General features: G+C 62.9%; 25 protein-coding genes. 13 read left to right on the top strand and 12 right to left on the bottom strand.

The window, feature by feature from the left end; translation table 11 throughout:
• Window positions 1-95: 95 nt before the first annotated feature.
• Window positions 96-866: an ABC transporter ATP-binding protein gene (locus MLD24_RS00100; RefSeq protein WP_227174025.1), complete on the bottom strand. Its 771-nt coding sequence runs from the start codon at window positions 864-866 to the stop codon at window positions 96-98.
• Window positions 867-1,252: 386 nt separating this feature from the next.
• Between MLD24_RS00100 and MLD24_RS00105 the strand changes: the two genes are divergently transcribed.
• Window positions 1,253-1,453 (top strand): hypothetical protein, encoded by a 201-nt coding sequence (locus tag MLD24_RS00105; RefSeq protein WP_248163113.1) that lies wholly within the window; start codon window positions 1,253-1,255, stop codon window positions 1,451-1,453.
• A gap of 133 nt (window positions 1,454-1,586) precedes the next feature.
• Here MLD24_RS00105 and MLD24_RS00110 read toward each other — a convergent pair whose 3' ends face one another.
• The 3 genes from MLD24_RS00110 to MLD24_RS00120 all read right to left on the bottom strand — a co-directional run bounded on the left by MLD24_RS00110 (window position 1,587) and on the right by MLD24_RS00120 (window position 5,162).
• A complete protein-coding gene (locus MLD24_RS00110; RefSeq protein WP_248163114.1) occupies window positions 1,587-2,510 on the bottom strand; it encodes a metal-dependent hydrolase in 924 nt (307 codons plus the stop codon).
• A 20-nt stretch (window positions 2,511-2,530) separates the two neighbouring features.
• Window positions 2,531-4,282 carry an SDR family oxidoreductase gene (locus MLD24_RS00115; RefSeq protein WP_248163115.1) on the bottom strand — a complete coding sequence of 584 codons (1,752 nt, stop codon included), beginning with the start codon at window positions 4,280-4,282 and terminating at the stop codon, window positions 2,531-2,533.
• A gap of 127 nt (window positions 4,283-4,409) precedes the next feature.
• A complete protein-coding gene (locus MLD24_RS00120) occupies window positions 4,410-5,162 on the bottom strand; it encodes an FCD domain-containing protein (protein WP_227174029.1) in 753 nt (250 codons plus the stop codon).
• Window positions 5,163-5,452: 290 nt separating this feature from the next.
• Here MLD24_RS00120 and MLD24_RS00125 point away from each other — a divergent pair, with 290 nt between their 5' ends.
• The 4 genes from MLD24_RS00125 (at window position 5,453) to glcF (ending at window position 9,782) form a co-directional block, all read left to right on the top strand.
• Entirely contained in the window at window positions 5,453-5,890 is a 438-nt protein-coding gene (locus tag MLD24_RS00125; RefSeq protein WP_248163116.1) for a GlcG/HbpS family heme-binding protein, read from the top strand.
• Window positions 5,891-5,977: 87 nt separating this feature from the next.
• The gene (locus MLD24_RS00130; protein ID WP_227174031.1) at window positions 5,978-7,447 is read left to right on the top strand and encodes an FAD-linked oxidase C-terminal domain-containing protein; all 1,470 of its coding nucleotides are present in this window, start codon (window positions 5,978-5,980) and stop codon (window positions 7,445-7,447) included.
• On the top strand, window positions 7,440-8,504 hold the full coding sequence (glcE, locus tag MLD24_RS00135) for a glycolate oxidase subunit GlcE (protein ID WP_227174032.1): 1,065 nt from the start codon (window positions 7,440-7,442) through the stop codon (window positions 8,502-8,504). The genes MLD24_RS00130 and glcE overlap by 8 nt, the downstream gene beginning before the upstream one ends.
• A gap of 69 nt (window positions 8,505-8,573) precedes the next feature.
• Window positions 8,574-9,782, top strand: coding sequence for a glycolate oxidase subunit GlcF (glcF, locus tag MLD24_RS00140; protein WP_227174033.1), 1,209 nt, complete (start codon window positions 8,574-8,576; stop codon window positions 9,780-9,782).
• 21 nt (window positions 9,783-9,803) lie between these two features.
• On the opposite strand, the gene MLD24_RS00145 is transcribed toward glcF, so the two are convergent.
• From MLD24_RS00145 to MLD24_RS00155, 3 genes are all read right to left on the bottom strand, one after another.
• On the bottom strand, window positions 9,804-10,163 hold the full coding sequence (locus MLD24_RS00145; protein ID WP_248163117.1) for a tRNA-binding protein: 360 nt from the start codon (window positions 10,161-10,163) through the stop codon (window positions 9,804-9,806).
• Window positions 10,160-11,059, bottom strand: a complete 900-nt coding sequence (gene yddG / locus MLD24_RS00150; RefSeq protein WP_248163118.1) for an aromatic amino acid exporter YddG — start codon at window positions 11,057-11,059, stop codon at window positions 10,160-10,162. The genes MLD24_RS00145 and yddG overlap by 4 nt, the downstream gene beginning before the upstream one ends.
• A gap of 75 nt (window positions 11,060-11,134) precedes the next feature.
• Window positions 11,135-11,863: an AraC family transcriptional regulator gene (locus MLD24_RS00155; RefSeq protein WP_227174038.1), complete on the bottom strand. Its 729-nt coding sequence runs from the start codon at window positions 11,861-11,863 to the stop codon at window positions 11,135-11,137.
• 57 nt (window positions 11,864-11,920) lie between these two features.
• Here MLD24_RS00155 and MLD24_RS00160 point away from each other — a divergent pair, with 57 nt between their 5' ends.
• Entirely contained in the window at window positions 11,921-12,976 is a 1,056-nt protein-coding gene (locus MLD24_RS00160; RefSeq protein ID WP_248163119.1) for a DUF3137 domain-containing protein, read from the top strand.
• Here the strand turns inward: MLD24_RS00160 and MLD24_RS00165 are convergent.
• The 3 genes from MLD24_RS00165 to MLD24_RS00175 all read right to left on the bottom strand — a co-directional run bounded on the left by MLD24_RS00165 (window position 12,971) and on the right by MLD24_RS00175 (window position 15,973).
• Window positions 12,971-13,207: a hypothetical protein gene (locus MLD24_RS00165; protein ID WP_248163120.1), complete on the bottom strand. Its 237-nt coding sequence runs from the start codon at window positions 13,205-13,207 to the stop codon at window positions 12,971-12,973. The two genes, MLD24_RS00160 and MLD24_RS00165, sit on opposite strands and share 6 nt — an antisense overlap.
• A 189-nt stretch (window positions 13,208-13,396) precedes the next feature.
• On the bottom strand, window positions 13,397-13,756 hold the full coding sequence (locus MLD24_RS00170) for a hypothetical protein (RefSeq protein WP_248163121.1): 360 nt from the start codon (window positions 13,754-13,756) through the stop codon (window positions 13,397-13,399).
• 141 nt (window positions 13,757-13,897) lie between these two features.
• Window positions 13,898-15,973, bottom strand: coding sequence for a TonB-dependent receptor (locus MLD24_RS00175; RefSeq protein ID WP_248163122.1), 2,076 nt, complete (start codon window positions 15,971-15,973; stop codon window positions 13,898-13,900).
• A gap of 172 nt (window positions 15,974-16,145) precedes the next feature.
• Between MLD24_RS00175 and MLD24_RS00180 the strand changes: the two genes are divergently transcribed.
• The 4 genes from MLD24_RS00180 to MLD24_RS00195 all read left to right on the top strand — a co-directional run bounded on the left by MLD24_RS00180 (window position 16,146) and on the right by MLD24_RS00195 (window position 19,948).
• On the top strand, window positions 16,146-16,913 hold the full coding sequence (locus MLD24_RS00180) for an ABC transporter permease (RefSeq protein WP_248163123.1): 768 nt from the start codon (window positions 16,146-16,148) through the stop codon (window positions 16,911-16,913).
• Between the two features lie 88 nt (window positions 16,914-17,001).
• On the top strand, window positions 17,002-17,742 hold the full coding sequence (locus MLD24_RS00185) for an ABC transporter ATP-binding protein (RefSeq protein ID WP_248163124.1): 741 nt from the start codon (window positions 17,002-17,004) through the stop codon (window positions 17,740-17,742).
• On the top strand, window positions 17,739-18,752 hold the full coding sequence (locus MLD24_RS00190) for an ABC transporter substrate-binding protein (protein ID WP_248163125.1): 1,014 nt from the start codon (window positions 17,739-17,741) through the stop codon (window positions 18,750-18,752). Before MLD24_RS00185 ends, MLD24_RS00190 begins: the two co-directional genes overlap by 4 nt.
• Window positions 18,749-19,948, top strand: a complete 1,200-nt coding sequence (locus MLD24_RS00195; protein WP_248163126.1) for an NnrS family protein — start codon at window positions 18,749-18,751, stop codon at window positions 19,946-19,948. The genes MLD24_RS00190 and MLD24_RS00195 overlap by 4 nt, the downstream gene beginning before the upstream one ends.
• A gap of 64 nt (window positions 19,949-20,012) precedes the next feature.
• On the opposite strand, the gene MLD24_RS00200 is transcribed toward MLD24_RS00195, so the two are convergent.
• Complete coding sequence (locus MLD24_RS00200; RefSeq protein ID WP_248163127.1) at window positions 20,013-20,711, bottom strand: glutathione S-transferase family protein; 699 nt, start codon at window positions 20,709-20,711, stop codon at window positions 20,013-20,015.
• 337 nt (window positions 20,712-21,048) lie between these two features.
• Here MLD24_RS00200 and MLD24_RS00205 point away from each other — a divergent pair, with 337 nt between their 5' ends.
• Together MLD24_RS00205 and MLD24_RS00210 are read left to right on the top strand one after the other, a co-directional pair.
• Window positions 21,049-22,422: a GGDEF domain-containing protein gene (locus MLD24_RS00205; protein ID WP_248163128.1), complete on the top strand. Its 1,374-nt coding sequence runs from the start codon at window positions 21,049-21,051 to the stop codon at window positions 22,420-22,422.
• Between the two features lie 84 nt (window positions 22,423-22,506).
• Window positions 22,507-23,550, top strand: a complete 1,044-nt coding sequence (locus MLD24_RS00210) for a hypothetical protein (RefSeq protein WP_248163129.1) — start codon at window positions 22,507-22,509, stop codon at window positions 23,548-23,550.
• 13 nt (window positions 23,551-23,563) lie between these two features.
• Here the strand turns inward: MLD24_RS00210 and MLD24_RS00215 are convergent, their stop codons facing one another.
• On the bottom strand, window positions 23,564-24,286 hold the full coding sequence (locus MLD24_RS00215) for a substrate-binding periplasmic protein (RefSeq protein ID WP_248163130.1): 723 nt from the start codon (window positions 24,284-24,286) through the stop codon (window positions 23,564-23,566).
• 378 nt (window positions 24,287-24,664) lie between these two features.
• On the opposite strand from MLD24_RS00215, the gene MLD24_RS00220 reads away from it, so the two are divergent.
• A complete protein-coding gene (locus MLD24_RS00220) occupies window positions 24,665-26,191 on the top strand; it encodes a hypothetical protein (protein ID WP_248163131.1) in 1,527 nt (508 codons plus the stop codon).
• Window positions 26,192-26,375 lie beyond the last annotated feature (184 nt).

The raw sequence follows: 26,375 nt of genomic DNA on the forward strand, positions 1-26,375 counted from the left end.
GTGAACCCGACGCATAGTGAAACCTGAACTCAAGATAGCACCGACGGCGCATCCCGTCGCCTGTCAGGAGACGCTGGCCAGTGGTGCCGGTCAGCTCAGAACTTGGGTGCCAGGAACTGCTTCATGCGTTCCGACTCCGGGTGGTCAAAGACCTTTTCCGGGGTGCCCTGTTCCTCGATCACGCCCTGATGCAAAAACAGTACCTGGGACGACACATCGCGGGCGAACGCCATCTCGTGGGTGACCACAATCATGGTGCGACCTTCTTCCGCCAGGCTCTGCATCACCTTGAGAACCTCGCCCACCAGTTCCGGGTCAAGGGCCGAGGTGGGTTCGTCGAACAGCATCACTTCCGGTTCCATCGCCAGCGCCCGGGCAATCGCGGCGCGTTGCTGCTGGCCGCCGGACATCTGTGCCGGGTAGTAGTCCTTGCGCTCGTAGATACCCACTTTCTGCAGGTAGGCCTCAGCGCGTTCAATGGCCTCGGCCTTGGGAATGCCGAGGACGTGAATCGGCGCTTCGATGATGTTTTCCAGCACCGTCATGTGGGTCCACAGGTTGAAGCTCTGGAACACCATCGACAGCTTGGCGCGGATCAGCTCCACCTGTCGGTTGTCGGCGGGAATGCGTTCGCCCTTGCGGTTGGTGCCGAACCGGATTGGTTCACCGTGCACGATTATGTCGCCGGAGGTGGGAGTCTCCAGCAGGTTGATGCAACGCAGGAAGGTACTTTTACCGGAGCCGGAGCTGCCGATCAGGGAGACAACGTCGCCCTTTTTGGTCTCCAGAGAAATGCCTTTGAGGACCTCCAGATCGTTGAAGGTCTTGTGGATATCCTTGCAGACCAGGGGCGCTTGTTCCGCCATGAAAGACTCCTGAAACTGTCGCTATGCGGCTGTGTCTGTATCCGGACCCGGGCACGGAAGTCCCGAATCCCTTAAAGAATAGTTGCAATTGGGACAGTACACGAATTTCGCAATTCGATGAAACGTCGCCGTCCGGCGGAGTCGTCCCAGCTGGACTGGCTCCGCAAAAGGGGCCTTTTTTACGGACCTTGGGGCTGGAAATCAACCGTTTTGTTGGCGGCGGCTTACCATAGAATTGCGCGCCTGATTGTCGACAAATGTAAAAAATGTTGCAGTCTTGATGGGATTCACGATCCCGATCGGAGGCATTGGCAGATGGGGTTCAAGGTCGTACACTCGGGACCATGACCCTATCCATGAGCTCGATCATCGAGGAAATAACAACAATGGCGTCACAGTCGGTCCTGGTTGAGCGTGGCCTGCTTCGAGTGGTTGCACGCAAGCTCGGCGCTGGTGAAGTGTCCTTCAGTAATGAGGGCGTTGCCTACGACGTAGAGATCAATGGTCAGGAAGTGTTGAAGACTTTCCTGTCATTTGGCGAAGCGGTGCAGTTTCTGGACATGGTCTCGCCCAGCGAAACCAGCTGATTCCAGCCCCGGCCAGTCTGCCTCGATGCTGATGGCCTGCCGGCGGTTGGCCGCTTCATCCTGCCCGTTGTGTTGTTACCCCTGCGAATCCGACAAGTCGCGTTGACGCTGGCCTTCCCTGGCCGGTCGTCGCTTAGTGCGTGCTGGCAGCGGCCTGCGCGGCGGGAGAACGGGCCAGGTAGGCCAGCGCCTGGCGGGTGTCGCCTTCGGTGATGGGATGGAAACCGGGCGAAAGCCAGCGCAGCGTCGCCCGGACCAGGAAGGAAAAGGTCGGCACGTTGCCGTTCTTTCGACCCACCCGCTCCAATTCCAGCAGCACCCGGGGCAGCAGACTCTTGCCAAGCCGACGCAGACGGGGGGAGTCGTCCTGCCGGAACAGCGTGCGTCCTCCTTCGGCAATGAAGTAGACGATCAGCGGAAACACCAGGGCCATCAGCGCCTGTCGGCTGACATAGAAGCCGAGTTCGGTCTCGCACAGGTGCTGGAACAGGTCAAACGCCACGGTCCGGTGTTCCACTTCCTCCGCCAGATGCCACTTGAACAGATCCACCATCGTCGGGTCGCCGTCAGCTTCCCAGCTGGTGTTGTCCATGGCCCATTGGCCGAGCACGCCGGTGAAGTGCTCGATGGCGGCAATGATCCCCACCCGCAGGATCAGCCAGGGTTTCTCCAGACCCGGTTGTTGCAGTGCCGCGACTCCCAGCGGCTGCTCACCCAGCAGGTTCTTGAACAGCCAGTTGACCCGCTCCAGGTAGGCGTCCGAATCCAGGCCGTGGCGCTGCAGGTAGCCCTGAGCTTCGCTGTGGGCCCGCGAATGCACCGCTTCCTGACGGATAAACCCCACCACGTCCTCACGCAGGGCGTCATCGGTCACCAGCGGCAGGGCCTTGTTGTAGACCCGGCAGAACCACAGCTCGCCCTCCGGCAACAGCAGGTGAATGCCATTGATCAGGTGGGTTGAGAAGGGATCGTCCGGCAGCCAGTACAGTGGCGTCTGGTCGAAATTGAACTGAACCTTGCGGGCTTTCAGAGGATGGTTGGTCATAGCGGCGTTCATGGCGGACTCCTTAACTCGCATTACGGGGTGATATCGAGCTTGGCCACCAGACGGGAAACCCCCGGGGCAAAGCGACTCAGCAGTCGGGTGGCCCGGGCTTCCGGACCCACTAGGGTCAACGCCGGGTTGGTCAGCACGGTCTGCAGGATACGGTCGGCGACGTCGTCCGCAGTGACCACACTGCCGCGCTGGTAGAGCGCTTCGGCCTTGTTCCGCTTATGCTGTTCCTCTTCTTCGCTGAGCCCGGCATAGACGGTGTTCTGGGCAATGCCGGTGGCGACAAATCCGGGACACACGGTGCTGACGCCAATGTCGTGCTCGTCCAGCTCGGCTCGCAGGCATTCGCTCAGCATGTACACCGCCGCCTTGCTGGTGGAATAGCCGGCCAGCTTGCGGTTGGGGGCAAAGGCCGCGGCCGAGGCCACGTTGACGATGTGACCGCCACGCTGGTTATCCACCATCTGTTGGCCAAACAGGCGGGAGCCGTGAATCACGCCCCACAGGTTGACCTTGAGAATGCGGTCCCAGTCCGCCGTGGAGGTTTCCAGAACACCGCCCGCCATACCGATGCCGGCGTTGTTGATGACGATGTCGGCACCCCCCAGTTCGCGCCCGACCCATTTGGCCAGTCGTTGCATGGCGGTCGCTGAGCCCACGTCCACCTTGCTGGCCCAGGCCTGGGCACCCAGGGTCCGTACCAGGTTGGCCGTCTCCTCGGCGGCGGCTTCATCAATGTCCACACACACCACGCTGGCACCGGCGGCAGCAAACCTGAGGGCGCTGGCCCGACCGAAGCCGGAGCCAGCACCGGTGATGACGGTGACCTTGCGGGCCAGCGGCAGGTGGTCCTGTTCCGGTTGCACCCGGGCCTGCTCCAGGGCCGTACTCATGCGACCGTTCTCCACCCCGGTCACGAACTCGCCGATCCAGCTGGCAATCTGCTCCGGGTGGCTCAGGGGCACCCAATGGCCGGCGTTGATGTCCCGGCGATAGAGTTCCGGTACCCATTGATGCAATCGTTCAAACAGTTGCGGGCCAACGTAGTTGTCGCGGCTGGGGACAATCAGCTGAACCGGGCAGCAGGCCGGTCGCTGTTGCGGACGCAGCAGTTTGGAGCGGAAGTTGGCGCGGTAGAGCTGAACGCCGTAGCGGCCATCCTTGCGCTGGCTGGGATTGGGCACCGCCTCGGCCACCTGCTCGCGACGCTCGAGGTAGCTGGGCCAGAGCTTGTCGAGGCCGTTCTGCCAGGCCGCTGGAGCCAACACCGGCAACTGGAAGAAGGCCACGTACCAGGAACTCAACAGTTGGCTGGCCAGTTTCAGCTTGGCGCTGGCCGAGCCGTTCAGGGTCTGTTCCCGCAGCCAGTAACCGACATGATCCAGGCAGGGACCGGAGATGGTGGTGTAAGAGCGGATGCGAGCGGTCAGTTCGCCGCTGGTGACCGATTCCCAGGTCTGGATCGATCCCCAGTCATGCCCGGCCAGGTGAAACGGCCGTTCCGGAATGAGGCTGTCCACCACCGCCTTCAGGTCCGCCGCCAGCAACGGCATTCGGTACGCTGCCACCTCGGTGGGCGCGGTGGACTCGCCGGCGCCGCGGACATCGTAGGCGATCACGAAGTACTTCTGCGCCAGTCGCTGGGCGACGGCGTCCCATACCGTGTGGTTGTCCGGGTAACCGTGAACCAGAACGATAGGCACCTTGCGGGCGTCGCCGTAGGTGACCACATTCAGACGGACTGGGCCGTTGACGACCTGATGGCTCTGTTTCATGCACACGCTCCGAATGTTTCCTCTAAACCCAGAAGGTTATCAGCGCGGCTGCTGGTGGCCATTTGCGCAACGGGCCGCACTGTCGGCATTTCGGGACAGGTCAGAAGCGGAAGGGATTGGCGGGTGTTCAGTCGCCGTTGGTGTCTGGCCGCTGGTTGGGGTCAACCCAGATGATGCCCTGATCCATCGCCTCCAGGGTGTGCATGGAGTCACTGACGTAACGAACGTGGGCCATGGCGGCGTTGCGGGCCGCCCGGGGCTGACCGGCAAGGATGGTGCGAAGGATGCGCTGGTGCTGACGATGAATCCGCTGGCGGAAGTTTTCCCGCGGATTGAGGTTGGCCACCGAGGCCTGAACCGTCATCAGCATCAACTGTTTGACGCTGCTCAACAGGTGCACCAGCACCGGGTTGTGGGAGGCTTCGACAATGGCCAGGTGAAACGCGTGGTCGCGGCGGGCATTGGTGAGCGGATCGGCGGCGGTCATATCCTCGAAGGCCTTGGTGATCAGGTAGCGGTCGCGCTGGCTGGCCCGCTCGGCGGCCAGGTAGGCGGCCTGGCCTTCCAGTTGCTCACGCACCTCCAGCAGGTCATAGAGGGTGCGGGGATGGCCGGCAAACAGCTTCAGCAGGGGACTGTCGGTGTGGGGCTCCGGCAGCATGGGGGCAACGAAGGAGCCGCGGCCATGCCGGGTTTCGATCAGACCTCGTCCCTGCAGCTCATGCAGGGCCTCCCGGACGATGGCCCGGGACACGCTGTAACGGGCGGCCAGCTGACGCTCGGAGGGAATCTTTTCCTCCGGCAACAGACTGCCGTCCATGATCAGCCGCTCCAGCCGATCGCTGATGTCCTGGGCCGTGGTGATCTGTCGTTCGCTCATCGTTCCTGTCGGTCTTTGGTGCTGCCGTTGTAGTCCAGTGGTTGGGCAAGTGGTTGGACCAGTCATTGCCCCTGTAGTTGATGACGGGGCAGTGAGCTGGTATCCAGCAAGAGGCCCACTATGGCGGAGCCCGGGAGATTCCGGCAAGCTCCGGACGGCAAAAAACTGGTCTGACCAGTTGCTCTGGTGCTGGACTTGGCCCACCTGCGGGCACGATCATTTCCTGAACACCTGGGTGCCGGTCGCCTTGATTGGCTGCCTGGCACCTTCCAGACTGACAGGAGAGACCAATGCTGACTGTGACTCGATTGGATCAGGCGGACGCCCGGCTGCTGGTTGCCGGGGCGGCGGCCCGGGCCCGGGCGATTGGCGTGCCGATGTGCATCGCCGTCACCGACGAGTCCGGCAACCTGCTGGCCTTCGAGCGGATGGATGGCGGCAAGGTCACCAGCATCACCGTGGCCCAGGACAAGGCTTTCACCGCCGCGGCGGCCCGTAAGGCGACCCACGAGTACAACCAGGCCTGTGTGCCCGGCAACCTGGTGTTTGGTATTCACACCGCGTTGTCTGGCCGGTTGAGTGTGGTCGGTGGCGGTCTGCCGGTGCTGGTGGAGGGCGAGGTGGTGGGGGCGATTGGCCTCAGCTCCGGCACTCCGCAACAGGATATCGACTGTGCCCAGGCCGGAATCGATCATTTCCTGCAGCACCGCCAAGCGGTGCAGTTATGACTCTGGACGCAGTAACCGAACAACCGCGACAACAACAATCGGTGGGGCTCTCCGGGCCACACCGGACGACAGGATGAGACCGTCAACATGAGCGACCAACCCAGGGTGAGTCAGGCGCAACTGGCCGCCGAGCTCCGGGCTTTTATCGACCCGGACTACGTCATCACCGACAACGAAACCATGAAACCCTACGAATGCGATGGCATGTCCATGTACTGCGAGATGCCCTTGCTGGTGGTGTTGCCGGAAACCGTGGCCCAGGTACAGCAGGTGATGCAGGTATGCCACCGCTACCAGGTGCCGGTGGTGGCCCGGGGCGCGGGCACCGGACTCAGTGCCGGGGCGATGCCCCATGCCGACGGAGTGGTGCTGTCGCTGGCGAAGTTCAACCGCATTCTGGAGATCGATCCGCTGGCCCGCACCGCGCGCCTGCAGCCCGGGGTCCGCAACCAGGCCATCAGTGAGGCGGCGGCCCAGTACGGGCTCTATTACGGCCCGGACCCGTCGTCGCAGATTGCCTGCACTATTGGCGGCAACGTTGCCGAGAATTCTGGCGGTGTGCATTGCCTGAAGTATGGGCTGACCGTGCACAACGTTCTGAGTGTGGAGCTGATCACCGTCGAGGGAGAGCGGGTGACTCTGGGCAGCGATGGTCTCGATGTCTGTGGCATGGATCTGCTGGCCCTGGCCACCGGTTCGGAAGGTCTGCTGGGGATTGTCACCGAAGTACAGGTGCGGTTGCTGCCCGTGCCGGAAAGGGCGCGGGTGGTGCTGGCGGGCTTCGACAGCGTGCAGAAGGCCGGCGACGCGGTCGGGGGCATCATTGCTCACGGCATCATTCCCGGTGGTCTGGAGATGATGGACAGCCACGCCATCATTGCCGCCGACGATTTCGCCGGTGCTGGCTACCCGCGGGAGGCCAAGGCGCTGCTGCTGTGTGAGGTGGACGGCACCGAAGAGGAAGTGGAAGAACACATCGAGCAGGCGGAAACCCTGTTCCGGGAGCTTGGCGCCACGTCGGTGCGCACCTCCCGCAGCGAGCAGGAGCGGGCGCTGTTGTGGAAAGGCCGCAAATCGGCGTTCCCGGCGGTGGGCCGGATCTCGCCCGACTACTATTGTATGGACGGCACCATTCCCCGCAGTCAGCTGGCGTTTGTACTCACCGAGATGGAGCGGCTGTCCCAGGAATACGACCTGCGGGTGGCCAACGTGTTTCACGCCGGCGATGGTAATCTGCACCCGTTGATCCTGTTCGATGCCAATGTTCCCGGCGAATTTGAGCGCACCGAAGCCTTCGGCAGTCGCATCCTGCAGCTGTGCGTGGAAGTGGGTGGCTGCATCACCGGCGAGCACGGCGTTGGGGTCGAGAAAATCCGCCAGATGGCAATCCAGTTCAACGACCTTGAGCTGGCCCAGTTCCACGCGGTCAAGGCGGCCTTTGACCCCCCCGGCATCCTCAACCCGGGCAAGGGCGTCCCGACCCTGAGGTTCTGCCAGGAATACCGATCCCTGGAGCACAAATGCCAACAGCACGCCGTGGAGGCCGACCATGACTGATCGCAGCGAACAACTCCTGGAGCAGGTGCTGGCGGCAAAGGCCGCCGGCCAGCCACTGCGCATTGTCGGGGGCAACAGCAAGGCATTTCTGGGCCGCCAGGCCGATGCCGAGACCCAGGATCTGAACGTCGGCGAGCATCGTGGCATCGTCGATTACAACCCGGTGGAACTGGTGCTGACCGCCCGTGCCGGTACCCCGCTGCGGGAGATTGAGGCGGCGTTGGCCGAGCATGGCCAGGCGCTGCATTTCGAGCCGCCGCATTTCGGTGACAGCGACACCCTCGGCGGCACGCTGGCGGCCAACCTGTCCGGTCCGGCACGGCCCTGGAGCGGCTCGGTGCGGGATCAGGTGCTGGGTATCCGGCTGATCAACGGCAACGGCGAGCACCTGCGCTTTGGTGGCCAGGTGATGAAGAACGTGGCCGGCTATGATGTCTCCCGGCTCCAGGCCGGTGCCCTGGGCACACTGGGGGTGATGACCGAGATCTCGCTGAAAGTCATGCCGCGGCCAGCGGCGAGCCTGACCCTGGTGCGAGAGATGTCGGCCCAGCAAGCGATACAGCAGATGAACGCCCGGGCCGCCGAGCCCAAGCCACTGACCGCTGCCTGCTGGCAGGGAGGCCGGATGTACCTGCGGCTGGCCGGGGCGCAATCCGCGGTGGAAGCAACGGCGGCGAAGTGGGGCGGTGAGGTGCTGGAGCAGGCCGATGGGTTCTGGCGTTCGCTGCAGGACCAGCAACTGGACTATTTCAAGGGTGAGGCACCGCTGTGGCGATTCTCGGTACGCGCCAATGCCGCCCTGGCACCGCTGCCGGGTGCCTGGCTGCTGGACTGGGCCGGGGCCCAGCGCTGGTACCGTGGTGACGCCGAACAGCCGCAGCTGGAACAACTGGCGCGGGAAGCCGGCGGGCAGGTCAGCTTGTTCCGTGGTGGCGACCGCAGCGGTGAGGTCATGCACCATCAGCCACAGGCTCTCGCGGGCCTGCAGACTCGGATGAAGCAGGCCTTTGATCCGCACGGACTGTTCAATCCGGGCCGGCTTTATAGCTGGCTGTGACGGTGCTCCCGAATAACCGACTCCAAAAAATAACGATCAGTAGCGACTGACAACAGTAGATGAGCGACCATGCAAACGAACCTTGTTGCCGAATTTGCCAACACCGCTGAGGGCCAGGAGGCGGAATCCATTCTGCGGGCCTGTGTCCACTGTGGTTTCTGCACCGCAACCTGTCCCACCTATCAGGAACTGAACGACGAACGCGACGGTCCTCGGGGTCGAATCTACCTGATGAAGCAGTTCCTCGAGGGTGGCGAGGTGACCGAGAAGACCCAGCAGCATCTGGATCGCTGCCTGACCTGTCGCAGCTGTGAGACCACCTGTCCCTCCGGTGTGGAGTACGGTCGTCTGGTGGACATCAGCCGCGGTTTGCTGGAAGAGAGGCTGGAGCGCCCGACCCGTGATCGCCTGTTACGCCAGGCCCTGGCGCGGGTATTGCCCAACCGCCGGCTGTTCGGCGTGTTGCTGCGGATGGGGCAGTGGTTCCGGCCGCTGTTGCCGGGCGCACTGCGAGCCAAGGTGCCACCGCGACAGGCGCCCAAGCCGTGGCCGGCGGCCAGTCACTCTCGGGTGGTGCTGGCGCTGGCCGGCTGTGTCCAGCCGTCAGCCACGCCCGGTACCAATGCCTCGGCGGCGCGGGTGCTGGACCGTCTCGGCATTACCATGGTGGAAGCGCCCGAGGCGGGCTGTTGCGGAGCGGTGAACTATCACCTGTCCAATCATGACGCTGGCCTGGACGCCATGCGCCGCAACATCGATGCCTGGTGGCCGGCCATCGAGGCGGGGGCGGAGGCGCTCATCATGACCGCGTCGGGGTGTGGTGCCATGGTGCAGGACTATGGCCACCTGTTGAAGGATGACCCGGTCTACGCCAACAAGGCCCGCAAGATCAGCGAGCTGACCATCGATCTGGGCGCCTATCTGCTGCAACAGGATCTGGAACCCCTGACGGTGCGTCAGACCCCCGGCAAGGTTGCCTTCCACTGCCCCTGCACCCTGCAGCATGCGATGAAGCAGAGCGGCACCGTGGAACAGGTCCTGCGCAGGGTCGGTATTGATCTGGCGGAAACCACTGACAAGCACCTGTGCTGTGGCTCCGCCGGGACCTACTCCATCACCCAGCCCGAGCTCAGCCAGAAGTTGCTGGATAACAAGCTCAAGGCCCTGACCATCGACCAGCCGGCGGTGATTGCCACTGCCAACGTCGGTTGTCAGATGCACCTGGGCAGCAAGGCCGAGGTGCCAGTCAGTCACTGGATCGAACTGCTGGATCGCTGATCGGGGATCTTCGTCCCCGGTTCACTCCAGACGGTTGCCGTTGGGGACGGCCTGGTCCACCGAGGCCAGAACCACGGCGCCGTCCTGCCGGCGCACGCCGGTCACCAGGCATTCCGAACGCATCGGCCCGATCTGCTTGGGCGGAAAGTTCACCACGGCCAGCACCTGACGGCCCAGCAGGTCGGACTTCTGGTACAGGTCGGTGATCTGGGCGCTGGATTTGCGTACCCCGATCTCGGCGCCGAAATCGATCTTCAGCCGATAGGCCGGCCGTCGCGCCTCGGGAAAATCCTCCACCTCGATCACCGTGCCGGCGCGCAGCTCCACGCGCTGGAATTCGTCCCAGCTCAGGTCGTTGGTGGACGATATCGATTCGCTCATGTTGTGGCTTCCTCTGTGGTTGGGGATTGGCGGCGACGGGGCCAGCCGGCGATCAGTGAGCCGCCGACGATGATAAGGCTGGCCAGCCACAGTGCGGTACTGGAGCTTGCCTGTCCGGCCAGCACCAACAGCACCACGGATATCAGCGGCGCGCTGTAGGCCAGGGTGCCCAGCAGCGGCAGGTTGCCGTGCTTGACGCCGTAATCCCAGGTAAAGAACGCGATGCCGACCGGCCCCAGCCCGAGGCCAAGGACCCCGATCCACTGGCTGGTCTGCTGTGGCCACACGGTCTCCTCCCACATCAGGTGGCACCCCAGGGCCAGCAGCGCGGTGACCAGACAGAACCAGCCCACGGCGTCGGTGGGCACCGAGCGCACCAGCCGGCTCAGTACCGAGTAGCTGGACCAGATCAGTGCACAGGCCAGCGCCACCAGATAGCCCGGCAAGCTGTCCCAGGCGAAGCCCTGAGCGTTGCGGCCAACCAGCAGCCAGCACCCGATCAGGGCGAGCACCGTGCCCACCAGATGCTGGCCGCGCAGGTGCTCACCGGGCAATAGCGCCGAGAACAGCACGATCAGCAACGGCCACAGGTACGCCAGCAGGCTGACCTCCACCGCCGGTGCCAGGGTCATCGCCTTGAAATAGCAGAAGTGGTAACCGAACAGGCCGCCCACGCCAATCAGCCAGGCCAGCGGCGACTGGCGCAGGTAGGCGGTCCCGGATTCGCCCCGGGACCACCAGCGACCGCACATCAGCAGGAACGCAATGGCAAAGGTGATCGCCATCAACTGGAATTCCGGAATCTCCCCGTCGGTCAACTTGGTCAGCAACGCCAGGGTGCCCCAGAGCAGGACAGAAATGGCGCCGATCAGGGTGGCGGTGGTGCGAACAGGCATGGTGTCAGGTCCGGTAATCAGAGACTCCTTAGTCTAGGCCGGCACTGGCGACGCGTCTTTGTCGTTTGGGCGGAGTTATTTCGTGCGTCGGCGGAAATGGCTGGGGGACTGGCCAAAGTGGCGCCGGAAGCGATCGCTGAAGGCCGCCTGACTGCGATAGCCGACCTGTTCTGCCACCGCCTGGATGGGCTGACTGGTGGTTTCCAGCAGCTGCCAGGCCTGCTGCATCCGCTTTTCAACCAGGTACTGCTGGGGCGACAGCCCGAGCTGGCGGCGGAACAGCTCGGTTAACTGGCGCACGCTGAGGTGGGCCACGGCGGCCAGCTGCGACAGCACCAGCGGCTGTTGGAAGTGATCGTCGAGGTAGGCCTGCGCCGCCGCGATGCGATGGTCGACCGCCAGCACCGGCTGCTGTCGCTCCTGCATCAGTTGCAGCAACAGCAGCAGCATCTGACGCTGACTGGCAGCACTGCCGGCAGCGGAACGGACCTGGTGGTGCAGGAAGGCCAGGTAGTGACGCAGCGCAGGGTCGAGCGGAAAGAACAGTGGCAGGCGATCCATCGCCGGCGCCAGCGCATCGGGAATGTCCGCCACCAGAAACTGGTTGTCGTCGCCGGCGGCAAAACCATGGTCATGCCCGGCCGGAATCACCGCCGCCTGCTCCCGGGACACCGCGCCGCCGGTGTGGGCAATGGTCAGCGACAGCTCTCCCGCCACCGGCAACACCAGTTGGTGGTGATCGTGGTGATGACGGGTGACTTCGTCGCTGTAGCTGCGGAGCTCAAGAGTCAGGGGTGTGGTCATGGTGGTAGTATATCGCGCGCGCACTATTGTGTTCAGGGACACAGGTACCGAGACATCATGAGACAGTTCCTCAATACCTTTTTTCAGGCCAAGGAAGCCGTGCAGCAGTTGGCCAGACCGTCGACCAGCAGCGCCGGGCAGGGGGCGCAGCGGCCGTTGTCCGAAGAGTTCAGGCAGCTGCTGGAAACCCAGGTGGTGCCGCTGCTGGCACCGCTGGAAGACTTCCGGTTGCACAAGCTGGGTCAAAAGAGCTGGCGCAAGACCTGGTTCCTGCGTCTGGGGTGGCTGCTGTACCTGCCGGCCCTGGCGCTGGACATCGTCATGCTGGAGGACGGCGATCTGACGATGTACACCCTGTTGGTGCTGATCGCTGCCGTGATCTGGGTGTTCTATCCGGAGATCCAGTACGTGCGGCACTACAAGCAGAAACTGATGCCGGTGCTGGTGCAGGCTTTCGGTGACTACCACTACAGCGAAGACGGCTGTGTCGACCTCGACGCGCTCAAGTCGTTCGAGATTCTGCCGGTCTACTCCTCCAAAAGCAGTGAAGACTACATCCGGGGTTCGGTGGAGGAGGTCGGGTTCGAATTCTGTGAACTCAAGCTGGAGCGGCGCGCCAACCGGAACAGCACCAACGTGCACCGGGGCGCGATCCTGGTGATGACCATGCCGTTCGAGTTTCCCGCCGTCACCGTGGTGCAGCCGGATTTCGGCCGGGTGGGCAATTTGCTTGCCGGTTCCGGTGGCCGCGAGCGGGTCACCCTGGCGCATCCGGAGTTTGGGCAGCGTTACGACGTCACCGCTGACGACCCGGAATACGCCCGCCAGCTGCTGACCCCCGCCATGGCGGAGCGGATCATTGAACTTGATGACCTGTTCCGGGCCCGGGCCCAGGGCTCCGGCCTGAGCTGTGAATTCCGTGGCAACCGGGTGGTGTTCCTGTTGTCCTATTTCGGTAATCTGCTGGATACCATCGACATCGGTGTGTCCGCCTACGACCTCGAACACATGCCGCTGATTGAGCAGGAACTGGCGATGGTCACCGGCATGGTGCGCCAGCTCAAGCTGGATTGGCTGGCCAGCCGGCACACGAGCGCGTGGCGAGCGTCATAACAGCGCCTGTGTCTGGCGGTAGGCCCGTTCTGCACCGGGGGTGCCGAGTTCCATCGCCCGCTTGGCGTCGGCGCTGCTGCGTTCGTAGCGATGCAGGTGATAATAGGTCCCGGAACGTTCCAGATACGCCCGGCCATCGTTGGGCCCGCGTTCTATCCAGTTATCCAGGCCTGCCGCCCAACGCTGTTCTTCCAGCTCGAAGGCCTCGTAACTGGCTTTCAGGGCAAGCATCCTGGCGGATGTCCTGCTTCACCGCCGCCTCTGTCTGCTGCAAGCGGTCGCCGTCAGTGGTGCGATCAACAGGGCCAAAACCAGGCCTGGTGAAACTCTGGTGGTCACAAACGCTCCTTGTCGTGTAAACCGTCATCTTACGGGCAATCTGTACCCCATTTGCCCACACCCGTGAGCAAATCGCAATGCTTAAGGAGCCTCCCGAAGATTCTCCAGAGGTACCCAGCCTGCAGCTTTGCCATCACTGCTGTGGCACCAGGCCCAGCCGTTCAGGATTCGATTGCCAGACAGTGTATCGCCAGGATCAACGTCGAGCTCCCTGGCGGTATAGTCTTCCAGAGCCGTCCCGAAGCCATCCCTGTCCCAATGGATGACCTGGGCGGGAACCCAGCCTCCGGGGAGGCCCTCAACGGTGCAGAAGTACCAGTTATCCCAGTCTTCCGGTCCCTGGTACTGCTCGCCGATGGTCAGCGCCGCCCCTTTGGTGAAGTGGATGGGCTGGGGAAACTCGCTACGGTGAGCGGTGACAACGACGTAGTTCTGGGGCATCACAAAACTCTCTCCGGTGGTCAGGGAATCATGCCGTAGGGCATGGTGCGCAAAAGCTGTATAAGTATACAGTTGTGCGGTGAGATTGCCATCAGGATGGCATGAATCCCCCTACCTCTGTGCAGCGTTGTATCTGGCGTATCAGTGCCCGAAACTGGTTCCCAGGCTGAGCACGAATCCCCGGCCCGGGGCGAGGATGTTGCCTTCGGTGAGGTGTTCCCGGTAGCGCTTGTCGAGCAGGTTGTTGGCTGCCAGGGTCAGCTCCAGATTGGTGAACGGTCCCGGATTTGCGAACGCCCAGCCCAGGCGAAGGTCCAGGGTGGCGTAGCCGGGGGTGGCGAGTTCGGTGTGGTTGGAGAACCGGTCTGCGGTCCGATCCTGTTCGGCAACGGCGCGTACCTGGGTGTGCCAGCGCAGGCCCGGGCCCTGCCAGTCACCGATCCCAACGGTGAGTTCCGGCGCCGGCATCTGGTACAGCGGCTCGTCGTCCTGCTCGTTGGTGCCTCTCAACCAGGTGGCGGAACCATCGATGGCCAGCTCGCCGGCGCTTTCGTTCAGGGCGGACAACGCCAGGCTGAAGCCCGCCTCGGCGCCGTAGATGGTCACCTCGTTCAGGTTCTCGGTCTGTTTCAGGGGCAGGTTGTTCTGGGGATGGTGAGCCCCGGTGACCCGGCCGGCGATGTAGTCATCGATGCGGGTGTAGAACGCCGCGACCTGGTAGCGGGCGGTCGGGGTGCGACCCTTGAGGCCCAGTTCCAGCGTGGTGGACTTTTCCGGGTCCAGTTGCGGGTTGCCTTTGTGGAAGTAGCCATCGCCGCGGCTGGCGTCCTCGAACCGCTCCCGCATGTCCGGAGCCCGATAGGCGGTGCCCAGATGAACATACGGGTTGATCAGGGCGCTGACATGGTAGAGCGCGCCGGTGGACCAGGACAGGGTGTTGGTGCTGTTGTCCAGGCCCTCGTTGCGGGCGCCGGGGCCGTTGCCCATTACCCGGGCGTCGCCGTTGACCCGGTCGTAGCGGGCGCCCAGTTGCAGCTGCCAGCGGCCGAGGTCGATGTCGTCCTGGAGGAAGATCCCGTGGCTGCGGATTCGGCCATCGCGGAACGGCGAGTTCGCGACCGGGCTGTCAGACATGGGCGGTTTGAAGGTGAAGCGTTTTGGGTCGGCAGTCATCTCCCAGCTGTCCAGGCCCAGGGTAACCAGGTGATGGTCTGCCAGTGGCAGCAGGTAGTTCAGTTGGCCGCCGTCGGTGCGGAAGGTGACGTCGTTTCGCACCTGGTTGCGGGCCTTGAGATCCCACCAGGCTCGAATCTGGCGATCAACCTCCTGGCGGTAGAGGCTGGCGGACAGGGTGCCCGGCCCTAGGTGAGCGTCGTAGTCCACGGCCAACAGCGTGCGCTCCTGGCGCGGGGAGTGAATGGTGAGGCTGCCGTTGCCCCCGGGCCCGGCCTTGCGGGAACCGGGGTACCAGACGTCGCGGTCGGCGTGATGCTGGAGGTTGACACTGAGGGTCTGATCCTCGCTGAGGCGATAGGCGTAGCGGGCCAGCCAGCTGTTGGAGCGGTAGCCGCTGTTGGCGACGTCTCCGTCCGGTGTGTCGTAGTCATCCAGGTCCTTGCCCGCAGCGCCCAGAACCAGGCCATGGTCCTGACTGGAGGCCCGCACCAGTGCGCCCCCGGCAAGGTGGTTGTCAACGCTGCCGGTGCTGGCGTTGAGCCGCCCCGACAGTTCGGGCCGGGCGCTGAAGGCCGGTTCCGGGGTGCGTAGGTTGATGGCGCCGCCAAGGGCTCCGGTGCCGTGGAGCACCGATCCCGGGCCTTTGACCACTTCCACCGAGTCCAGCAGGCTCAACGCCGCCAGCGAGGCGATGGCGCCCTTGGGCTGGGCCGAGTTGAGACGTTTGCCGTCCACCATCATCACCACGCTTTCTTTCCGCAAGCCCCGCAGCACCGGATTGCCGCCCCAGGCGCCACCGTCTCCCTGCACCGCCAGCCCGGGCTGGCCCCGGAACAGATCGCCGGTGTTGGTGGCGGCATCCCGTGGCTGTGGCGCCAGGCGCTCGACTGCGCGGGCGGTATCGAGGGTGTCGGCTTCGTGACCTTTGGCGGTGATCACCAGCTCCTGCAGAGCGGCAGGTTCAGCGCTACCGGTGGCGGGCAGGGTAGCGGCAATGGCCAGTGCCAGCAGGCAGGTGTTGCGGGGCGGGTTCAAAGGCATAGCGGTTCTCCAGACGGTGACTGCGGATTTCCATGGCAGGAATGGTCGGCAGCATATCTAACTGAGAGTGATTCGCGTTTGACTATTGTCAATGGCAGCCCACCATTACTGGGGTAGTTTTGACCCCAGGATCTAAAGAGCCTCTGAATCAGAGGCTCCCTAAGGAGAAGCGATGGCGGCGTGGGTTCGGCGGCTACTGCGTGGGATCGGCAGTCTGACCGGTGTCCTGCTGCTGGTGACGTTGTGGGAGTGGGGCAGTATCCGCTATGGCAGCTTCATGCTGCCGGGTCCACGGGACACCCTGACGGCAATGGGGCGACTGGCGGAACAGCAGGCCCTGCTCGCTGCCATGTGGGCCACTAGTTGGCGGGCGATCACGGGGTTTGCCCTGGCAGCCCTGGCAGGCATGGCGTTGGGCCTGCTGGCGGGCCTGTCCCGGACCCTGGGGCGGGTGTTGGAGCCCGTGGCCACGGTGCTGCTGGGAATTCCGCCCATTGCGTGGATCGTGCTGGCGATCCTCTGGTTTGGCAGCGGCTCGCTGGCTTCCATCTACACCGTGGCGGCCACCACCCTGCCGATCGCTTTTGCCGGCGCCCAGATGGGCGCTCGCACGCTGGATGCCCGGCTGGCAGAACTGGCGACGGCCTACCGCCTGCCGCTGGCCCAGCGGCTGTGGGATCTGTATCTGCCCCACGTCGTCTCCTATGTGTTCCCGGCCCTGATCACCGCGCTGGCAGTGGCGTGGAAGGTCACGGTGATGGCGGAGCTGTTGGCAACCGATACCGGCATCGGAGCCGGGCTGGCCCTGGCGCGGGTGAACCTGGATACCGCTGCCGCCATGGCCTGGGTGGTGCTGGTGGTGGTATTGCTGCTGGTGGCGGAGCACGGCGTGCTGCGACCGTTGCAGCGGCGCATGGAGCCCTGGCGCACGGGACATTAGTGCCGGTGCGGCAGGGAAGCAGAGGCGTTGGAGCGAACTGAACCAACGAAACGGTAGCAACGAGGTAGCAACGAAAGGGAACCGCACAATGTTGGAGCTGGACCGGGTAGGGGTGGCACTGGGGCCCAAGGCGATCTTCAACGACCTCAGCCTCACCATCGGGCCGGGGGAGTCGGTGTGCCTGGTGGGCCCGTCCGGGGCGGGCAAGACCACGCTGCTGCGACTGGCCGCCGGGTTGTTGGCGCCGACGTCCGGCGAGGTAACCAATGGCTTCCGGGAAACCTCGGTGGTGTTCCAGGAACCAAGGCTACTGCCATGGCGGCGGGTGACCGACAACATCGCCCTTGGCCTCAAGGCGCGCGGTATCGGGCGTCGGCATCGGCGTGCCCGGGCTCGTGAGTTGGCGGCGGCGGTGGGTCTGGCGGAGAGTCTGGACTGCTTTCCCCATCAGCTGTCCGGTGGCATGTGCCAGCGGGTGGCGTTGGCCCGCGCGCTGGCGGTGGGGGCCGAGCTGTTGCTGCTTGATGAGCCGTTCAGCGCCCTGGATGTGGGGCTTCGCAGCGATGCCCAGCAGCTGATGCAACAGCTGGTGCAGGAGCGGGCGCTGGCCATGATGCTGGTGACCCATGACCTGATTGAGGCGTTGCGGCTGGGCCATCGGGTGCTGGTGCTGGCTGGCTCTCCCGCAGCTCTGGTGTACGAACTGCCCGTTACCACACCGTTTAACGAGCGCACGCCGGCCTGGCTCCATGAAGCCGCTGCCAGACTGTTGAGACAGCCTCTGGTGCAGGCCAGTTTTCAACCCCTGGTGGATCGGGAGGCCGCATGATGTCATGCCACCGTCGACAATTCCTGCAACTGCTGGCCAGTTCCGCGGTGCTTGCGGCGGTGCCGCTTGGCAGCATCGCCCGAACGCCGGTGCTGACGGCTGCCACCCCCATGGGACTGCCACAACTGATCCTCAGCCGTGCCCTGGCGGATGAGCGGGTCCAGGCCGCCACCGGGGGCACGGAACTGAAGACCTGGCGAGACCCGGACCAGCTCAGGACCTGGCTGGCCCGTGCGGAGGTCAGCCTCACCGCGATGCCCACCAATGTCGCGGCCAACCTCTACAACCGGGGTGTGCCGCTGGTGCTGCTGAACGTGTGTGTCTGGGGCACCCTGGGCGTGCTGGGGCTGGCACAACAGGGGCCGCTGACGCGTCTGCAGGACCTGGCCGGTCGCCACGTCGGCATCCCCTGGCGTGGTGACATGCCGGATCTGGTGTTCCGCTACCTGTTGCAGCGGCAGGGGCTGGAGCCTGGCCGGGATCTCACCATCAGCTACCAGGCCAGTCCGTTCGAGACGGTGCAGATGTTCGTGGCGCAGCGGCTGGATGCGGCGGTACTGCCAGAGCCGGCACGCACCGCGACACGGCTGCAGGCCCGCCAGTTTGGCGCCGAGACCCGGGAGCTGGATCTGCAGCAGGCCTGGGCCGGAGGTGGCGACGAGTCGCCGGGCTTGCCACAGGCCGGGGTGGTGTGTCGCCGGGAATTGCTGGAGCAGCAGCCGCAACAGGTGGCCGCAGTGCAGCAGGCGGTGGTGGATGCGGTGAACTGGATTGTCCAGAATCCCGAAGCCGCCGCGGAACTGGGCGCTGCCCAATCCGCATTGTCCCGGCCGGTGTTTGCCGGGGCCATTCCCCGTACCCGGCTGGCGATGGTTCCGGCAGCGCAGGCCCGTTCGCAACTGGAATCGTTTCTGGGGGCCTTGTCGGCGCTGTCACCGGCATTTATCGGAGGCAAGCTGCCGGACAATGGCTTTTACCTGCCGGCTGCTGACGGGAGGAGAGCAGGGTGACGTCGAACCCTCCCTGGCAGGGAGCGTGGTTGGCCTATGGTTTTCGGCCGTTCTTTCTGCTGGCGGCGGCGTATGCGCCGCTGGCTCTGGTGCCCTGGGTCGGGGCTCTGTTGCAGCAGTTCGTGTTGCCGATGTCGTTATCGCCGCTGGTCTGGCATGGACACGAGATGCTGTTCGGGTTTGCCTTCGCCGCGCTGGCCGGGTTCCTGCTGACGGCGATCCCGTCCTGGGCCGGTGTGCGACCACTGACCGGAGCCGGGCTGGCGTCACTGGTGGGGTTATGGCTGCTGGGCCGGGTGAGCTTCTGGTTTGGCGCCAGCCTGCCGGTGTTGGTGGTGGTGGCGCTGAACCTGATGTTCTCGTTGGCGTTGTTGGCCTGGGTACTGCCGTCGCTGTTGTTGCCCAGGGGGCGACGCCACCTCAGTCTGGCGGCGGTGCTGGGCGCAATGGTGATGGTACAGGCGGCTTTCTACGGTGCCTGGCTGGCGCCAGCCGCCGGCTTGCCCGCGCCGGCGACCCTGCTCAATACCGGGGTCAACCTGATGGTGTTGATGGTGGTGTTGACCCTGTCCCGTATTCTGCCGGTGGTTACCCAGGCGGCGCGCCGGGATGCAGGACTGCTATCCCCGTGGCGACTGTCACCGGCCCGGGCCCACCTGGCGGCGGTGGCTTTGGGGCTGTTTGTGCTGGCGGACCTGTGGGCGCCGGGACACCCGGTGACTGGCTGGCTGGCGCTGGCCGCAGCGGCGGCCCAGGCAGACCGTCTGTCGGAATGGCCCTGGGGGCGGGCAATGGCGCGGCTGTACCTGTTGCTGCTGACGCTGGCCTACCTGTGGCTGGTGGCGGGATTGGTCTTGGTGGGACTGGCAGCGCTGAGCGACGCCTGGCCCGCCTACGCCGGTCGTCACGCACTGTCGGTGGGGACGCTGGGCACGTCGATCCTGGCGGTGTTCTGCATCGCCGGCCTGCGTCACACCGGGCGACCACTGCGCCTGCCTCGCCTGCTGTGGCCTGCGTTACTGACGCTGGCGGCCACCGCGGCCCTGCGGACCCTGGTGCCGCTGTGGCTGCCCAAATACTACCTGGTGGCTGCCGTGGCGCTGCCGTTCCTGTTGTGGGCTGCGACCTTCGCCTGTTACCTCGTTGGCTACGGTCGCATGCTGGTGACCGCCCGGCCGGACGGCTTGCCCGGCTAATCGACGGGCACTCTTTCTCTGCCGGGAGGTACGATTCTGCCGGGTGGTACGTTGTCTGGCCGGATCAGGCTGTGACTGGATCACCCTGGCGGTGGTCTTCAAGCACGCGACCGCATTGCACACAATCCGCTTCATGCTCCGGGTCCACCCAGGGCTCGGCGAGGGCCTGACGACACCAGTCCTCCAGCGCCGGCAGGGCGCGGATCTGGTCCATGTACGCCTGTACCTGTGTATCCTGGCACAACCCATAGGTTTCAAAGCGCAGCACGATGGGGGCGTAGAACGCATCCACCGCCGAGAATCGGTCGCCGGCCAGGAAAGGGCCGCCAAAGCGTTCCAGTCCCTCCAGCCAGAGTTGGTGGATTCGCTCGATATCCCGGACCAGGTCGGCAGGGCGCTCGGTCAACTCCACGCGCAGGGCAATGTTCATGGAACACAGGTCGCGCATGGTGGTAAAGCCGGAATGCATTTCGGCGCAAGCGCTGCGGGCCCAGGCCCGGTTGTCGGTGCGGGAGGGCCAGACCTGGGGATGACGTTCCGCCAGGTGCTCGACAATGGCGAGTGAATCCCACACCAGCAAATCACCCTGTTGCAGGGTCGGTACCTTGCCGCCGCCCCCAAGCGCACGGAATGGCCCCCAGGCGCTGTCATCCCCGAACGGCAGTAATCGTTCTTCAAACGGAATGGCGAGTTCTTTCATCAATAGCCAGGCGCGCAGGGACCAGGACGAGTAGTTCTTGTTGGCGATGTACAGCGTGGTCATCGGTCGTCTCCTTGACAGCGGTGGGGTGGAGCCAAGCATGGGTCGTGCCATTGCTGGTGGCTTGGTGGCTCCGACAGTTCGAATTACCGTAGCTTGCCGGGTGGTGATGGGTCCATCAATCATATGCGTACGGGCGTTAACCTAAGGTGAACGGGCCTGATTTCATACATTGTCACCGGCGATGCCTTCGGATTTCCTTCGCTTTGATGTTTCTCTATACTTTGTGGCGGTTCACATCCCTGAATCCGTTTTTCTGGCAGTCCTGTCCGAGTCTGGGCCCATTCCTGTTCCTGCCGTGTAAGCCATCCGTTCGCCACTGAAGAGGTTCTGTACTGTCGTGAGCGCCTTGTCCGAGAATATCGTCGCCGATTGGGAAGCCCTGTTGGGGGCGGAGAGTGACACCAGCCTTGCAGAACTGGCACGGGTGGTGAACCGTCATTCCCAGGTGCTGGCTGACCACTTCTACCAGGTGATGATGGAAGACGAGAGCGCCAGTGTGTTCCTGTCCCACGATCAGGTACGCCATCGCCTCCATGGTTCCATGAAGACCTGGCTGGAGCGCCTGTGCACGGTCGATGAGCATTACGACATGCGGGCGGTGATCGCCCAGCAGATCAAGGTGGGGGAGATTCACGCCCGCATTGATGTGCCGGTGCATCTGGTGCTGCGGGGGGCTCGCACCCTCAAGGACCGGTTCCGGGAGTTGCTCGGCCAGGCGGTGGACGTGCCGGTGGAAGACCACCGCCACTGTTTCGGGCTGTTCTGTAACCTGATGGACCTGGCGATGGAAATGATGAGCCAGGCCTACGCCGTATCCCACGATCGCAAGGCGCGCACCAGCGAGGCCTACCGGCTGTTCTCGATCAGCCAGAACCTGTCCACTGAGCGGGAGAAGCAGAAAGCCGCATTGCTGGACTGGGAAAACAGCCTGATGTTCGATTCCGCCATGGGCATCGCCGCCCACAAACTGCCGCGGATTGAGGATTCGGAGTTTGGTCTGTGGTTCCGCCATAAAGGTGCTCACGCGTTCCAGGGCGCAGCGGAAACCGACCTGATCATGGAGGCGATGGCGGAGATTGATCACGTCCTGCTGCCCCTGTTCAACCTGGATGCTCTGGAGACACTAGAGCGGGTGGAAAAGCTGCGGGAGATTCGTGGCCAGGCCAAGGGCATCCACTATCACCTGGAAACCCTGTTTGACCAGAGCATGGAACTGGAGTCCGGTAAGGACGTGCTGACCCGCCTGCTCAACCGTAAGTTCCTGCCTGCGGTGCTGACCCGGGAGATCCAGTTCTGCCGCAAGAGCAACCGGGGCTTTGCCGCACTGCTGGTGGATATCGATCACTTCAAGAACGTCAATGACCGCTATGGCCACGAATCCGGTGACCTGGTGTTGCAGCAGGTTGCCACCCATCTGACCAACAGCTGCCGCAGTGGCGACTTCCTGTTCCGCATGGGCGGGGAGGAATTCCTGATCATCCTGGTGGACATCAAACCCGACAGCGCCCTGCGGGTGGCCGAGCAGATGCGCACCCAGCTGGCCGCAGACCCGTTGCTGCTGCCCAACAATCAAAAACTCAACATCACCGCTAGCATGGGCCTGGCCCTCTACGATGGCCACCCCGACTACCAGAGAATCCTCCGCAAGGCCGACGACGCCCTCTACCAGGCCAAAAACGGCGGTCGCAATCAGGTTTGCGTGGCGGAGTGATCTGAGTCCCCTAACCGGACTTGTTGGGACTGGTTGTAAATGCTTTACTGCCAGAGTGTAAAAAACCAACAAGGATAGTTAGTTATGAAAAGTACCTTCGTGATGACGGGCTCGCGGGGCTGGTCCTTTTTTGCTCCGGTTGTGGTTGTCAGCTTAGTTCTTGGAGGGTGTGGTAGTGATTCTGATGATAGCCCAAGCCCTGATCCAGATCCTGTACCTAGTGAGCGCCTCGAGTTAGTGCCAATCGCCGAAGCTGAGTTCAGTTCTTCTGATGATGCGGCGGTTATCGCTGGCACTCTGTTGTTTGATCTGGCCAGCGCCAGCTCGTTTGATGAAGAACAGTTGCGGGCAGATGACGGCCCTCTCTACGGAGCGACCTGTAACGAAGCGGGAGGCTTTCTCGCGCAGCCAGCGGAAATAGTACCCGTTCCGACACCGTTCCTGAACGACAAAGCGTTGACGGGTTCCGCAGGTCATCGTGCTGAACATTGTGTCAGCGATGGAGAGCTCATCGATGGAGTGTTTGGGGCCGCCAGCGAGCCCCCGCCTCTTGTAAATGATCAGGAGGAGTTAGCCTTCATGGCGTTTGGCGCAGGGGGCCCTCTGACCATCGATGGCGCTGATGAAACGGCGCTTGAGCTTCTTGGCTGGTATCACCAGAAACGTGCTCCCAGTAGCCTTAAGCGTTACAGCCATGTGGTTGTGGCCACTCGGTTTGCCAACCCATACGGTGACGGCACTCTGAATGTACAGATGCAGCTGGGTCAGTGGCCATCAATCTACGACAGTTACGATCAGTCGTTGCCCCTGTCGGACTACCTCGCTCGTGATGTCACTTTTGTAGGTGGCTCAGGGAATATGGAAACAACCCTGGATGGTCGCTGGGGTATCCGCTGGACCTACGAATGCGGTGGTGGTGTGGTTGATCTGGAAACCCTCGCGCCACTGCAGCAGACTTCGTCCAATGAACCCTACATTGCCGGTAAGCTTCGTCTCACCGCAACCGAGAAGACCGCTGATGCTGAGCTGGTGGGCCCGGATGAATTGGTCGTCACCCTGGATGGCGTCTCCCGAAGCTACAGCAAGTCGGATGTGAACGATTTGGTAGAAGCGTGCGTGACGCAATAGCCTGCCGAATCCACTAATCCGAAAGCCCCGTTCCGGCTCTGTCAGAGGGCTGGGGCGGTGGCTGATTCAGATATCTCTCAAAATAACGCTCTACGATGGCGTTGACGTCTATCTTCTCGATGCCCTGATTGAACACCCGTTGCCAGCGCTGGCCCGCTGGCGTTGTCTCAAAGGCGATGTGCAGAGAGCGCCGGGCCAGTAACTTTGGATTCATCCGAACCTGATCTTTGGCGCCACTGGCCCATGGATCGTGAAGGGTCAGGTAGTCCAGCACGTAGCGATCAATCACCGCCGCATCGACCCTTCCTGCTGCCACCTTGAGGATATTCTGGGTGTCCGTCAGCACCGGATGCGCTTCGATCTCTCCTCGTGCAATCGCCCCGTCCAGTTCGGGGGTATTGATGTAATCCTGAACCACACCGAGTCGATAGCCTCGCAGGTCTGCAACGGTTCGCCATTCGATGGGCCTGGCCGTAGATTCCACCAGCCCAAGCGGGCTGTCCCCGATGCTCCCTGAGACGGAGAACGCCTCCGATTCCAGGAAATACTCTGGAATATAACCGACGTAGCGGGATTCCTGGCGGGCGGTGGCAATGGTTCGGGACCAGGGGAAGAAGTCCACATCAAGCTGATGCCCCATGGCCTCGAAGGCCGCCCTGGCCACGGCAATGGAAGCGCCGTTCTCGGGTAAATCGGCACCGCTGTAAGGTGGCCATTCCAGCGAAGTAAGGTGCACGGTTTCAGCGCGGCTGGATTGAGCCACGAGGGTGAGGAGTGTAAAGACAAGCCATAGAGCAACAGGACGCATGGTGGTCGCGGTATCCACAAAAGCACAGTAATTGTAGTCCAAAAGTTATTACGCTTTGACTGCCGCGGTGGATGTGAGTCGGTTTCCGCGAGTTAAAGAGCGCGCATTGATAGTGGGTGGTCACTCTCGAAAATTAGTGTGTCACAAAAGGTGACAGATAGTTCTGGATGGTGTTTTATGAGTCGTTTCCTGACGCGGTGCCTTGTGTCTCGGGCTTGTGTCGAGTTTGTCGCCATTCTGATTTTCTGTCGATTAATCATGGAAATGGCAGTAACTTCATCTGTTAGTTTTTCAGGGAGAGCAATTTTGAAAATGATGCGTCTGGCCCCGGCTCTGTTGTTGGCGGGGGTGCTTGCTGCGTGCGGTTCCGGCAGTGATTCCCCCGCAAATGAGAAACCGGTCGATCAGCCCGGTGATGTACCACAGCCACCGGCCAATGGTGATCTGGTGGACATCGCGCCGGCACCGTCTCCCTACAACCGCGACGTGGCGTTTGCGTTGACGCTGGCCTACCAGTCGCAAGTAACCCATCTGGACGTTAATGAAGACGGTGTCTGGTGCGACATAAGGCGCCTGGGCGGCTATGGCAACGACCTGTATACAACCTGGAACTGGCAGCCTGGCTGGGCGCAGAGCCTGCAATGTCATGTGGGTGCCCAGCAGATCTTCAGCCACCAGCCTGACGATGGTGCGGTGATTGTGGATATGGCGATGCTGGAGGCCAACCGCATTCTGGTGCTGGAGGCTGTGGCAACTGGCCGGTTCATCGGGGCAACGCCGGATCAGGAGGTGGATGACAGTGCTGAATTCTATGAACTGCGCCTTACCCAGCTAGACGGTAACGGCGAAGTGCTTCAGCAGCGCTGGCTGGAGGATGCGCCGGACGAAACCGAACTCAATTATTACTCCTACGATCTGGCGACAAAAGAGGTCTCTTATTCGGTATTTGAGGCTTTGAGCCATGACGATCGTCCCCAACTGCCCCTCAACGGGTTTGCCCGGTTACAGGTTCAGGATGGTGTGCCTTACCTGCTGGCACATACCTATGGCGTTAAGGTCTATCGCCTGAACTCCGACCTGACGGTGGCCTGGGATCAGCAGTTGATGCCCGCCTACCCCTGGCTTTACAGAGAAAGCCTGAGCAACGACAGCCGTCTGGCCATTCGTGAGGATGGTTCCGTTGCGGTGGCCTACGAACTTTTTGACGAAGACGTTGCTGTCTACAACGCCCATTTCGAGCAACCGCTGTTGGATGCCAACCCAGGTGCTGATATCGGTGTCACGGTTCTCAGCCCGGAGGGTCAGCCGGAGCGGGCATTCCTGGCTGGTATGCGGGATCACAGTGAAGGGATTAATGCCCTGTTCTGGCAATCCGATGAGCTGGTGCTGACCGGTTCCACGCTTCACGAGAAAGCGGATGCGGCTGGCGGTACCACTGAGTGGGATGGTTACGTGGCCAGGGTAGACAGTACTTCCGGCGAAACCACCCAGTCGCAACTGCTCCATATCCACGACGAAGACGTCGCGTACGATGCGCTACTGACTGACGGTGGTCGCTTGCTGATTGCGGGTAAGTCAGGCTACGGCCAGGCCGATACCGGCAGCCAACTCAATTATGGCTATGGGGTGATCTACGAAGTGAGTGACGACGGCAAGGTCGAACCGCTGCTGAAGCTGGACCGGCCGCGAGATTCGGTGGTGAGAGGCATCCAGGTTGTTGGTGATACCCTGTATTACCGCTTCGACTTTGACGGCTTCATCACCCATACCTGCGACAATGACGATACCCAGTGTTGGCTCAAGTCAGGAGTGAGCAACCTGGCTCTGGATTGAGCCATTCTTTAATCGGGATCGAAAAAGGAAGAGGAAAAGGACGGCGATCCCTGCCGGTCCGGAGAGGCGTCAGGCCGGTGCCAGTGCTTGGCGCCGGCGTGTTGCGCCGAGCAGCAGGCCGAGAGCCAGCAGGGTTACGGTCCCCGGAACGAATGCCGGCATTCAGTCGATAGACGAACTATTC

The sequence above is a fragment of the Marinobacter xestospongiae genome, assembly GCF_023156385.1.
Lineage (GTDB): Bacteria > Pseudomonadota > Gammaproteobacteria > Pseudomonadales > Oleiphilaceae > Marinobacter > Marinobacter xestospongiae.

Excerpts from the sequence above, each read along its gene's own strand:
- MLD24_RS00105 (WP_248163113.1), top strand. The coding sequence starts at position 1,253 with ATGGCGTCACAGTCGGTCCTGGTTGAGCGTGGCCTGCTTCGAGTGGTT.
- yddG (WP_248163118.1), bottom strand. The coding sequence starts at position 11,059 with ATGCCTGTTCGCACCACCGCCACCCTGATCGGCGCCATTTCTGTCCTG.
- MLD24_RS00130 (WP_227174031.1), top strand. The coding sequence starts at position 5,978 with ATGAGCGACCAACCCAGGGTGAGTCAGGCGCAACTGGCCGCCGAGCTC.
- MLD24_RS00210 (WP_248163129.1), top strand. The coding sequence starts at position 22,507 with ATGAAAAGTACCTTCGTGATGACGGGCTCGCGGGGCTGGTCCTTTTTT.
- MLD24_RS00180 (WP_248163123.1), top strand. The coding sequence starts at position 16,146 with ATGGCGGCGTGGGTTCGGCGGCTACTGCGTGGGATCGGCAGTCTGACC.
- glcF (WP_227174033.1), top strand. The coding sequence starts at position 8,574 with ATGCAAACGAACCTTGTTGCCGAATTTGCCAACACCGCTGAGGGCCAG.
- MLD24_RS00185 (WP_248163124.1), top strand. The coding sequence starts at position 17,002 with ATGTTGGAGCTGGACCGGGTAGGGGTGGCACTGGGGCCCAAGGCGATC.
- MLD24_RS00125 (WP_248163116.1), top strand. The coding sequence starts at position 5,453 with ATGCTGACTGTGACTCGATTGGATCAGGCGGACGCCCGGCTGCTGGTT.
- MLD24_RS00145 (WP_248163117.1), bottom strand. The coding sequence starts at position 10,163 with ATGAGCGAATCGATATCGTCCACCAACGACCTGAGCTGGGACGAATTC.
- MLD24_RS00175 (WP_248163122.1), bottom strand. The coding sequence starts at position 15,973 with ATGCCTTTGAACCCGCCCCGCAACACCTGCCTGCTGGCACTGGCCATT.
- MLD24_RS00155 (WP_227174038.1), bottom strand. The coding sequence starts at position 11,863 with ATGACCACACCCCTGACTCTTGAGCTCCGCAGCTACAGCGACGAAGTC.
- MLD24_RS00200 (WP_248163127.1), bottom strand. The coding sequence starts at position 20,711 with ATGACCACGCTGTACATCGCCAACAAGAACTACTCGTCCTGGTCCCTG.
- MLD24_RS00190 (WP_248163125.1), top strand. The coding sequence starts at position 17,739 with ATGATGTCATGCCACCGTCGACAATTCCTGCAACTGCTGGCCAGTTCC.
- glcE (WP_227174032.1), top strand. The coding sequence starts at position 7,440 with ATGACTGATCGCAGCGAACAACTCCTGGAGCAGGTGCTGGCGGCAAAG.
- MLD24_RS00120 (WP_227174029.1), bottom strand. The coding sequence starts at position 5,162 with ATGAGCGAACGACAGATCACCACGGCCCAGGACATCAGCGATCGGCTG.
- MLD24_RS00110 (WP_248163114.1), bottom strand. The coding sequence starts at position 2,510 with ATGAACGCCGCTATGACCAACCATCCTCTGAAAGCCCGCAAGGTTCAG.
- MLD24_RS00160 (WP_248163119.1), top strand. The coding sequence starts at position 11,921 with ATGAGACAGTTCCTCAATACCTTTTTTCAGGCCAAGGAAGCCGTGCAG.
- MLD24_RS00115 (WP_248163115.1), bottom strand. The coding sequence starts at position 4,282 with ATGAAACAGAGCCATCAGGTCGTCAACGGCCCAGTCCGTCTGAATGTG.
- MLD24_RS00170 (WP_248163121.1), bottom strand. The coding sequence starts at position 13,756 with ATGCCCCAGAACTACGTCGTTGTCACCGCTCACCGTAGCGAGTTTCCC.
- MLD24_RS00100 (WP_227174025.1), bottom strand. The coding sequence starts at position 866 with ATGGCGGAACAAGCGCCCCTGGTCTGCAAGGATATCCACAAGACCTTC.
- MLD24_RS00165 (WP_248163120.1), bottom strand. The coding sequence starts at position 13,207 with ATGCTTGCCCTGAAAGCCAGTTACGAGGCCTTCGAGCTGGAAGAACAG.